Raw genomic sequence first — 9,993 nt, 5'->3', positions numbered from 1 at the left:
TAATGCTTTAAAAATAAATATATTATTTTGCGCATACTTTATAATTTTTTTATTTTTTCAAATCAAATTATTGCGTTTTATTATTTCTTTTATTAGAATGAAGCTGAAAGGAGCGGTTCCATAATATGAAGCTATTTACGTCACTAATCAATACTATAAAAGAACACTTTCGCTTAAAACTAATCATTTGCTTTATTCTTTGCGCCATACTTCCCCTTCTTATATTGGGAACAATATCTTATAAAATATCTTATAATATAGCTAAAGACAAGATTCTGAAAGAAACAGCAATTTCTTGTGAAAAAAATCAGCACCTGCTTGAAAATCGAATGACTCAAATAGAAAATTTAGAAGATTCTATTCATTTTAATTTATGTATGTTATGTACAACAGCAGAGCAACCTATGTCAAATTATCTCGACAAACTTTCTGCGGTTCGGAATAATATTGCTTCAATAGCTGATTCTTTTAATATTTATCATGTAAATATCTTTTTACCTGATGATACTTTTGCTTCAAAAGAAGGGCTTACTTTCTGTTCTTTATCAGATCTTAAAAAATATAAGGTACAGTTGAGCGATTTTTCAAAACAGGGGCTTACTCCTAATTGGATTTTTCGCAAAGACATTAACTTCCCTTATATGGTCAGCAAAGGTGAAGAACCTTCCGGAGTACTCTCCTGCTATAGGTATGCAAAAATCAATTCACAAAAAACTTGTTTGGCTGTTCACATAACAAGTGAAGAATTAAGCAACTACTTAAACACATTTTCTGAAGGCAATCCTTCTCTTTCTTATATAATAAATTCCGAGGGTGTTGTATTATCAAGCACAGATAAGAAACAAATTGGGGGTTCTTTATCCAATGAAAAACTTCATGCAATCACACAAAACTTGAGACTCTCACATTCTCATATGATAAATGTGAGATAATTTCCACACCGGTACATAACCAGCTCTTTCTTGTTACTGAAACTCCTGATTATTATATACGCCAAAGTTCATCCTTTCTCGTAAAAATGATTTTCATTTGTTTCATGATTATTGTCCCTCTGACTATGCTCTCAATTATCTGGGTGGCTGATCAAATGACAAATAAAATCAATCATTTGTCTCATTCTATGTCGGAAATCAAAATGGACGATGTCATAGATTCGACGCAGATCGACAAGTTAGTTCCATCTTCTTCAACTCACTTGGATGAAATAGATTCACTAACCGTCACCTGTGCTAACATGATTTCAGAATTGAATTCAAGCTTTGAGAATAACCTTCAATTAAAAATACAAGAGGAAAAACTAAATTATCAGTTGCTGCAATCACAAATCAATCCTCATTTCCTATATAATATTTTAGCATCTGTTCAAAATTTGTTGTCATTTGGTGAAATCACGAAAGCGAATAAAATGCTTGCTGATTTATCGCTTTTTTATAAAGGATTGTTACGCACCTCCAATGATCTGATTCCTATTAAAAAAGAATTAGAAATTGCACAATTATATATGGAAATGGAAGCATTATGTAAAGATAATTTATTTGATTGGAATATAGATATGGAAGAAGGAATAGAAAACTTTCTTATTTGTAAGTTCACACTACAGCCTATATTGGAAAATTCGATTCAACATGGTTTTAAAGGAAATGGAATCCATATGCATATCGATATTTCTATTAGATATGATGATGATATGATAGAAATCATGATTTCTGATAATGGAATTGGTATGTCTCCTGAGAAACTAAATGAACTCCGTGAAGGTATTGTTTCCAAACAAATTCACTACGAAAAACATTTCGGTATAAGTAACATTAATTCACGTATATGTTCCTCTTTACAGGGACATGGTACACTCAGAGTTGAAAGCAACAAAGATACTGGAACCACAATTTATATAAGAATTCCGCAATTACTGGAGGACTACTAATGTACAAAATTATGATTATAGATGACAACCATATATCTGTTGATGGTATTTGCCACAACATTGACTGGTCTGATTTAAATGCAGAAGTCGCTTGCAAAGCCTATGATGGACAGCAGGCTCTTGATTATCTGCAAAATAATATGGTTGATTTAATTATTTCCGATATAGAAATGCCACAATTAGACGGTTTATCTCTTGCACAAAATGCACTAAAGATTAATTCATCTATAAAAATAATACTTATCAGTGCATTTGATAAATTTGAATATGCCAAACAAGCTATACGACTCGGTGCATTTGACTATATAGAAAAACCGCTTGATTATTCTTATCTAAAGAAAATCATTCGCAATGCTCTTAGTATGCTTAATAAAGAACAGAGGAATCTTGAAATATTAAAACAAAGCCGCCCTATAATGATCGATAATTTTTTTCATAAATTAATACAATCTTCAAGTGATGAAGCTCGATATACACTTTCAAATTATGCCGATTATCTTCAGTTGAATCTTGACTATCATTATTATCAGGCCATTGTAATTCAAATACAAAATGCAACAGACATCAAAGAAAAAAAAGGCATTGAAGAGTATCACATAAAACTAATGAGTATGTCTGATACCATAAAAGAACTTTTCAATGAGCACTTTTCACTGATTCATACTTTAACAAGTTTTGACGAAATCGTATTGGTAATCGCTCACAATTATTCTAATCAGAAATACTTCTATAATACGTCTTATGATCTGTTAACAGAATTATTGCAACTTTATAAAAACAGCTTTTTCGAATTAAATATCGGAATAGGAAACATCGTCAAATACTTGTGGACTTTATCTGTTTCGTATTCCAATGCATTAAAATCACTGGAATACCGTTTTTTCTTTCCACAGAAAAACATATTTACACTTGGTGATACTATAGACAACGATTACTCTGCTGAATTATATGAAGTTTCCGGTCACGAAAAGTTAATACAGCTTTTATGCGAAAATGACCTGGACGGAATAGAAAAGTGGATTCTTTCATTTTCAGAAGAATTAACACAAAACTACAAAAACAAACAGTTTATATTTATACGTATCTATCAGCTTTTGGGGCATTTACTAAAATTTCTCTGCGATATGGGCATTAGAAACAATGACATGGAAAAAGACATTATTAAAACCTATCAACACCTTGACTCTTTTTCAACAAGTACTGAGATCTTCCAATGGCTTTCTAGTTTATGCCAGACAATATCTGATAAAATTAATCTTTCAGCACAGAGTCGTCAAGAACATGTTTGTACTGCTACTATCAATTATATACACCAACATTATCAAGACAACACCTTATGTCTAAATGAAATTGCTAACAATGTTCATATTAGTCCGGCTCATCTTAGTGCTCTGTTTAAAAAACAACGCCAGCAAAATATTTCGGATGTAATCACAGATATTCGGATTGAAACGGCCTGTAATCTATTGAAAAATACGAACCTCTCACTAAAAGAAATAAGTGCGAAAGTAGGATATTCAAATCAATACTACTTCAGTTCTTGTTTTAAAAAGAAAACCGGACAGACACCTTCATCCTATAGATAGTAGAATTTATATACTTTTTTTTATTGTTTATCAGTGTTATAATCTATAATTGTTTCATAAAAATACAGTTGCTGACGCCCATAGTGCCGACAGTAACAAAAAACTTAAGAGAGGAAACTATCATGAATTTTATTCAAAAAAATTTCAAAGGAATTCTGGTCTGCTTTCTGATTGCGATTCCATCCTGGCTGATTGGAAAAGCATTCCCGGTAATCGGCGGACCTGTCATTGCGATTCTCGCCGGAATGGTGATCACCTGCTTTTGGACTGAAAAAGGAACAGCCGAATCAGGAATTAAATGGACATCTAAAATTATTTTACAGACTGCTGTTGTTCTGCTTGGATTTGGCATGAATCTCGGAGTTATCTTACAGACAGGAAAGCAGTCTCTTCCTATTATCATCAGTACACTTTCTACCTCTTTGATCATTGCATGGCTGCTCCGCAAGGTACTGAACGTTCCTTCCAACACATCTATCCTTGTTGGTGTCGGTTCTTCCATCTGCGGTGGTTCTGCGATTGCTGCTACAGCGCCTGTCATTGACGCCGATGACACAGAAGTCGCACAGGCGATTTCTGTTATCTTTTTCTTCAATGTTATCGCTGCTGTACTTTTCCCGGTGCTTGGAAATGCACTCGGCTTCGACACAACTAGCGGAAATGCTTTCGGTGTCTTTGCCGGAACTGCGATCAATGATACTTCATCCGTAACTGCTGCCGCCTCTACCTGGGACAGCATGTGGAGTCTTGGAAGTGAGACACTTAATACTGCTGTCACAGTTAAACTGACACGTACGCTTGCCATCATTCCGATCACACTTGTGCTCTCACTGGTTCGTGCAAAATCAGCCGCAAAAGACGGCAAAGCATCCGGTAAGTTCAGCTTAAAAAGAGCATTTCCAATGTTCATCCTGTACTTTATCATTGCGGCTGTCATTACAACTGTATGCATGAGTCTTGGGGTAAGTGCGGATGTATTTGCTCCGCTGAAAGAACTGTCTAAATTCTTCATTATCATGGCTATGGCTGCGATCGGTCTGAACAGCAATGTTGTGAAACTAATCAAATCTGGTGGAAAGCCAATCCTTCTCGGTGCTTCCTGCTGGGTTGGTATTACAGTAGTCAGCCTTGCAATGCAGCATGTAATGCATATATGGTAAAATATTGGCTCGAAATGAGCCTTGAAAAGGTTAAAATAGATTAAATTTTGATAGATTTTCTAATTTATGGGAGCCGGAACCTCTTTCGATGGTTCCAAGCTCCGGTATTGGTTTTAAATTGAAATGAATTTCCATTGTGACCGTTTCAGGAGTGCGGCGATAATTCTCTGTTCCGTCCTTTCACAAATTTCAGACACTTAATAGCGGCTTCTGTTTTGAAGCAATATTGATCTTTTAGTTTATTGGGCAGCAACTGTCTGATGCAGAAATCGTCTGCTTCCTTATCGCCTGATCCTTGGATGTAGTTAAATAAAATCCCTGCCCAAAATCTTTTCTCTTTGCACATTTGGCAAGATCTGGCTCTTTTACTTCACAATAACTTCCATGATAGAGAACAAATCCGTCTTTTAACTTAAGCACTAATCTCTTGTACACCTTTCATTCCACCATATTGGTTTAATAACATTGGTAATAAACTAATAACAAATGCTATTGTTAATATAATCTTCTTTTTCATAAAATACATCTCACTTTCAAATCCCAATTGTTCGAGCTTTTCAAATACTAACGTACTTATTTCTGTTCAATAAGTGATTTATAGTAGTTACCAAAGTCAGCAAGTGAATTAACAATTGGAAGCATTTTTGTTCCGAGTTCCGTTAATCCGTATTCAACTCTCGGTGGCTGTTCATGGTAATCGTGGCGATATGCCAGTCCATCACTCATCATTTGCCTTAAACTATCCGTCAAAACCTTTTGTGAAATACCATCTATACTTCGTTGTAGCTCATTGAATCTCCATGGACGCTCTTTCAAGTTACGCAAAATCAGCAGTTTCCATTTTCCTCCGATGAGAGATACTGCTGTTGCAACTGGGCATTCCGGTAATTCTTCTTTTGCTCGCATAATTCTCACCTCCAAGTCGATTGTAACACATTCAATTTTGAGTGTACAGTTACAAAAAGGTGCGTACTTGTTTTTGTATGTGTCTCACACTATACTAATGCCATGTAATTAGAAACTACAAATCAACTATGGAGGTATTATTATGACAAATTACACAAAAACAACTATTGGAAAGGAAAACCGAATTGAGCTGCATGAAAAGTTGTCTTTAACAGGTGCAGAAATCAGTTTAAACGAACTACCTGCAGGAGCAAATGTCCCATTTGTTCATTCTCATAAAGAAAATGAAGAAATCTATGGAATTCTTTCAGGTAACGGCAAAGCCATAATTGATGGAGAAGAAATCAGCCTTTCAACTGGAGACTGGCTAAAAATCGCACCTGCTGCAAAGCGTCAGTTTTTTGCATCCGATATTTCCGGAATTACTTATATCTGCATTCAGGTAAAAGAAAATTCTCTGGAACATTTTACAGCAGAGGACGCCGTAATCGGCTAATTAAAAGTATTTATTTACAAAAATGCACAGCTCCCGATAAGCTAAGAACTGTGCATTTCTTTTTTCTTCAATTTTACAATTTCTCTATTTTTCAAACAAGAACTTCTCGATTTCAAATGGCGATAAATAAATCTCTCCACCATCATCAGTTTAATTTTCGTTTAGATTAACGATTTCTTTTTCCTGTATTCTCTGTCCCTCGGATTTCCTCATGATAGAAATAATCTACGATCACCGGATGTCCCTGCGGGACTCTGCCATAAGGCATTTCATTATCCACAAAGGGACAATCATACTTCTTAGCCATTTCCTCAGCTTTTACTTCAAGTGCTTCAAAGTAGCTGCGGTTATGCTTGTTATAGATCTCGTCATAAAGTGGTACAAGATCAGGATATTTTCCAGCGATATAATCCATAATTGTCTTTTTGAAACCGCCTCGAAGATTGAGATTTTCGAGCCAGAACAGATCGCACTGATCCTTTACCTGCTCAAAGATTGCTTCAAAATCTGTGATACCGGGGAATACCGGGGATACGAAACAGACTGTACGGATACCTGCTTCATATACCTGCTTCATAGCAGCGATACGGCGCTCAATGCTAGAAGCAGAGTCCATATCGTTCTTGAAATTTTCCTCTAGTGTGTTGATTGACCATGAAACGGTTACTCGTCCAAGCTTCTTCAGCAGATCAATATCCCGTACCACAAGATCCGACTTTGTGCAGATCAGAATATCTGCGTCACTGCCGATCAGCTGCTCCAGAAGTTTTCTGGTATTCCCGAATTGCTCCTCCTGTGGATTGTAGCCATCTGTCACAGAACCGATGACCACCCGCTGTCCGGCATATTTCTTCGGATTCTTAATTTCCGGCCAATGCTTCACATCAAGGAAAGTGCCCCATTCCTCCTTGTGTCCGGTAAAGCGCTTCATAAAAGAGGCATAGCAATACTTGCAGGCGTGTGTACAGCCTACATATGGATTGACCGAGTAACCGCCTACAGGCAGACTGGACTTGGTCATGATGTTCTTTGTTTCCGCCTCATTAATGAGGATTCCATTTATTACTTCTGCCATGATCTCTGTACCTCCAACACTTTATTGAATTCATCTGGCATTTCCTGAATCATATTTTCATTCCCTATGATAGGGACAAGATCTTCCTTCATAAATACCGGAATGTCAAGCACATGCGCCTGATTTGTCAGAGACCATGCCCACTCCGGCTCCGTATGAACCTTCCTGCTCTGAACTCCAGTCATGGTGCCGACAACGATCCAGTTGATCCCGGAAAGATCAACTGAACCTGGATTGTCGAATAGCGGCTCAAAGGTAACATGATAGTGTTTTGCTCTGACATTTTCCCGTAGTGCGTCAATACGCCACAGTTCTGCTTTTCTCGTCACCGTAACACCAAACCATGCGTTTTCCAAATCTGTATCAAAATCCAGCAGATCTGGTCTCTTTGTAAGGAACAGGAACTGATGCTGTGGATTTTCACGGATTTTTTCAAATACCTCGCCTCTCCATTCTGACTTCCAGCCGGAAAGATCGCTCATGCCGGTAAGAAGAAAGTTCTGCGGACGTTTCTTTTCCATCATCTTGAGCTTACCCGGAAAGAATTCAGGGTCAGCAAAGTCATCAATCATATGCCAGCGTTTCACATTATTGCGGGCGTAGCAATATGCACACCCCACTGTACATCCGATAACGATATTCATGTTTTGAATCTGATCTTTGATACAAATACTCATGATTTCTGCCACTCCTCAAGATTCTTTCTGATACGGTCGAGGCATTCCTCAAACTGGGTAATTTCTTCCTCCGAAAAACCTTTGTAGTAAATACTGCCCATTTTATCAGATACAGAATCGTATTCGTCCTTTAAGGCATGTGCTTTTTCAGTCAGAAACAGAAGTGTTTTCCTTTTGTCCGTTTCAGACTGAACGCGTCTTATCAGCCCTTGATTTTCCATTCTTTCCAGCATCGTAGTAAGAGAAGTTATCGCTAATCCACATTTAATCGAGAGTGACCTGATTGAGATTCCATCTTCCTGCCACAGTACGTAAAGAATACGCCCCTGAGCTCCGTTAAACGCATCAATATTCTTTTCGCTGAGAATCTTCTCAAAGATTCGATCTCCAAGTTGTTTTATTTTGGTAACAAGAAATCCGCCATTCATTTTCATACAAAAACTCCTATATAGTATTTTACCAAATAATACTATATAGGAGTTTTACTGTCAACAGTTTGTATGTCTAAGTAGAAGTAAATCCCGATTTTACGCTTTCTTAATCGGATGTCTAATTACAGTTTTCCATTTATCTGGAGCAACCTTTCTTGCATCAGACATATAAATCTCGTGGTGCAATCTATCTTTGTTAATATCATTGAGATACCCATTTTGTTCTATATAAGTATCCATAAGAGCAACGGTTGCTGGCTCATTATCAAAAGAACCTATGTGCATAATTTGAACGCATAATCCTTCATCAATCGTAAGATATTCTGCTGACGAACAATCGAGTTTCTTCTTTTTCGTTGCTGTTTCTACCGCCCAGTTAAAATCAGCTTTAGAAATGAAATCAGGCAAACGAATAACAGAAATCCAGTTGAAAGCAGATTTATTTGTATAATCTACACCCACAACATCATCCTGCCACCAAAAACCTTCCAATGGCGGAACAACATATTCAAAAAAGCCTTCAATTTTATAATCGGTCTTGTAACTCATTTTTAATGTGTATGCAACAGCATATAGAATACTGATTGCGTGTTGATATGCCCCACCTTCTTCATTTGGATTGCCTTTTCCTCTAACTGCAATATAATTTGCCTTAGGTACATTTACAATCTCTGGTTTATTCTTAGGCATATAAAATTCTTTAAATTCTTTCTTAAAATCAAAAGCCATAATAACCTCCAAAATACCGAGTTGTTAAAGTCCACAAGTCGAAATTTGTCACCTTCTACATATTGTATTTCCCAAAACAATAATTATCACAACATCAGCTAAAATAATACCCAATGCAATATACACAAAAAATGCTGGTAAAATATTTTCAAACACTCCCATACTTAATAGAAGAATTGCTATAACAGACATTCCAATTCCCATTGTTCTGCATAGCTTTTTTTCATTATATTTTGCCTTTTCTTCTTTTGAAGCTGTATTATATCCGGAAATTAACCAACTTCCATGTCCAGAAATCAAAACTATGGAAAGTACAGCAAATATTATAAATCCAACATATACTACCCAGTCTGGTCCAGTTGATAAGTCTGCCAGTTTCATTTGTATAACACCTCCCACGAAATTCCGATTTCACGCTTTCTTTCACCCCATATGTTTGTATCTGAGGTATTCACTCACAAACTTCAGGGATAGGCACCTGTGCCGCAAGGGAATGGATTCCCTTGTACGAAATCTCTGATTTCGCTTAATTCCCGGATTGAGATTTTCCCAAATCAGGGATAGCACCGCAGGTCGCACGATACAGGCAAATGTAATTGCCTGTATAGAAGTGCGCTCTTAGCTTTGCTAAGAGAATTATGCCGTATCCGGCGTGTTATCTTTTTTCAATTTCTTTTTTCGACTTCTGACGCATTCTGCCAGTTTTAATAATTTGACATACCTGCTCCTGTTACTCATCATCTGTAAATTCCATCATCTCATCCACGGTACAGTCCAGTTTCTTGCAGATCTTCTCAATCGTCTCCATTGATACATACTGGTTTTTTCCCATCCGGGCAAGAATGTTTCCACTGATCCCGGTGAGGTACTGCATCTCTATTCGCTTCATATTTTTATCTATGAGCATTTTCCACAATCTGTTATAACTTACGCCCATAAGCTACCTCCATATTTCTCATTCAAATATATTTTGATTATATCATTATATCACGATTTCGTTAGGTTGAAT

General features: G+C 36.7%; 13 protein-coding genes. 5 read left to right on the top strand and 8 right to left on the bottom strand.

Annotated features, from left to right (window positions below):
• Positions 1-125 precede the first annotated feature (125 nt).
• The 4 genes from DXB52_RS08305 (at position 126) to DXB52_RS08290 (ending at position 4,670) form a co-directional block, all read left to right on the top strand.
• Complete coding sequence (locus DXB52_RS08305) at positions 126-932, top strand: cache domain-containing protein (protein WP_118106930.1); 807 nt, start codon at positions 126-128, stop codon at positions 930-932.
• 155 nt (positions 933-1,087) lie between these two features.
• Positions 1,088-1,924 (top strand): histidine kinase, encoded by an 837-nt coding sequence (locus tag DXB52_RS08300; protein WP_181989183.1) that lies wholly within the window; start codon positions 1,088-1,090, stop codon positions 1,922-1,924.
• Positions 1,924-3,510, top strand: a complete 1,587-nt coding sequence (locus tag DXB52_RS08295) for a response regulator (RefSeq protein ID WP_118106928.1) — start codon at positions 1,924-1,926, stop codon at positions 3,508-3,510. The genes DXB52_RS08300 and DXB52_RS08295 overlap by 1 nt, the downstream gene beginning before the upstream one ends.
• Positions 3,511-3,632: 122 nt before the next feature.
• Positions 3,633-4,670 (top strand): YeiH family protein, encoded by a 1,038-nt coding sequence (locus tag DXB52_RS08290; protein WP_118106927.1) that lies wholly within the window; start codon positions 3,633-3,635, stop codon positions 4,668-4,670.
• A gap of 234 nt (positions 4,671-4,904) precedes the next feature.
• On the opposite strand, the gene DXB52_RS08285 is transcribed toward DXB52_RS08290, so the two are convergent.
• Both DXB52_RS08285 and DXB52_RS08280 read right to left on the bottom strand, forming a co-directional pair.
• Positions 4,905-5,105: a DUF3990 domain-containing protein gene (locus DXB52_RS08285; protein ID WP_227159271.1), complete on the bottom strand. Its 201-nt coding sequence runs from the start codon at positions 5,103-5,105 to the stop codon at positions 4,905-4,907.
• Between the two features lie 138 nt (positions 5,106-5,243).
• The gene (locus DXB52_RS08280; protein ID WP_117497750.1) at positions 5,244-5,576 is read right to left on the bottom strand and encodes a winged helix-turn-helix transcriptional regulator; all 333 of its coding nucleotides are present in this window, start codon (positions 5,574-5,576) and stop codon (positions 5,244-5,246) included.
• Positions 5,577-5,718: 142 nt separating this feature from the next.
• Between DXB52_RS08280 and DXB52_RS08275 the strand changes: the two genes are divergently transcribed.
• Positions 5,719-6,072: a cupin domain-containing protein gene (locus DXB52_RS08275; protein WP_117495883.1), complete on the top strand. Its 354-nt coding sequence runs from the start codon at positions 5,719-5,721 to the stop codon at positions 6,070-6,072.
• Positions 6,073-6,238: 166 nt separating this feature from the next.
• Here DXB52_RS08275 and DXB52_RS08270 read toward each other — a convergent pair whose 3' ends face one another.
• The 6 genes from DXB52_RS08270 to DXB52_RS08245 all read right to left on the bottom strand — a co-directional run bounded on the left by DXB52_RS08270 (position 6,239) and on the right by DXB52_RS08245 (position 9,921).
• A complete protein-coding gene (locus DXB52_RS08270; protein ID WP_117542215.1) occupies positions 6,239-7,147 on the bottom strand; it encodes a radical SAM mobile pair protein B in 909 nt (302 codons plus the stop codon).
• Positions 7,135-7,824 carry a radical SAM mobile pair protein A gene (locus DXB52_RS08265; RefSeq protein ID WP_117542214.1) on the bottom strand — a complete coding sequence of 230 codons (690 nt, stop codon included), beginning with the start codon at positions 7,822-7,824 and terminating at the stop codon, positions 7,135-7,137. The genes DXB52_RS08270 and DXB52_RS08265 overlap by 13 nt, the downstream gene beginning before the upstream one ends.
• Positions 7,821-8,258: a radical SAM mobile pair system MarR family transcriptional regulator gene (locus DXB52_RS08260; RefSeq protein ID WP_117497744.1), complete on the bottom strand. Its 438-nt coding sequence runs from the start codon at positions 8,256-8,258 to the stop codon at positions 7,821-7,823. The genes DXB52_RS08265 and DXB52_RS08260 overlap by 4 nt, the downstream gene beginning before the upstream one ends.
• A 93-nt stretch (positions 8,259-8,351) precedes the next feature.
• Positions 8,352-8,984: a GyrI-like domain-containing protein gene (locus DXB52_RS08255; protein ID WP_117542213.1), complete on the bottom strand. Its 633-nt coding sequence runs from the start codon at positions 8,982-8,984 to the stop codon at positions 8,352-8,354.
• Positions 8,985-9,032: 48 nt separating this feature from the next.
• The gene (locus DXB52_RS08250; protein ID WP_117497740.1) at positions 9,033-9,365 is read right to left on the bottom strand and encodes a DUF3784 domain-containing protein; all 333 of its coding nucleotides are present in this window, start codon (positions 9,363-9,365) and stop codon (positions 9,033-9,035) included.
• A 349-nt stretch (positions 9,366-9,714) separates the two neighbouring features.
• Positions 9,715-9,921, bottom strand: coding sequence for a helix-turn-helix domain-containing protein (locus tag DXB52_RS08245; protein ID WP_005341250.1), 207 nt, complete (start codon positions 9,919-9,921; stop codon positions 9,715-9,717).
• Positions 9,922-9,993: the final 72 nt, after the last annotated feature.

This window comes from Ruminococcus sp. OM04-4AA, from assembly GCF_003462585.1.
Taxonomy (GTDB): domain Bacteria; phylum Bacillota; class Clostridia; order Lachnospirales; family Lachnospiraceae; genus Mediterraneibacter; species Mediterraneibacter faecis.
The sequence above is the reverse complement of the archived record's forward strand: the minus strand, read 5'-3'. Positions and strand labels throughout refer to the sequence as shown.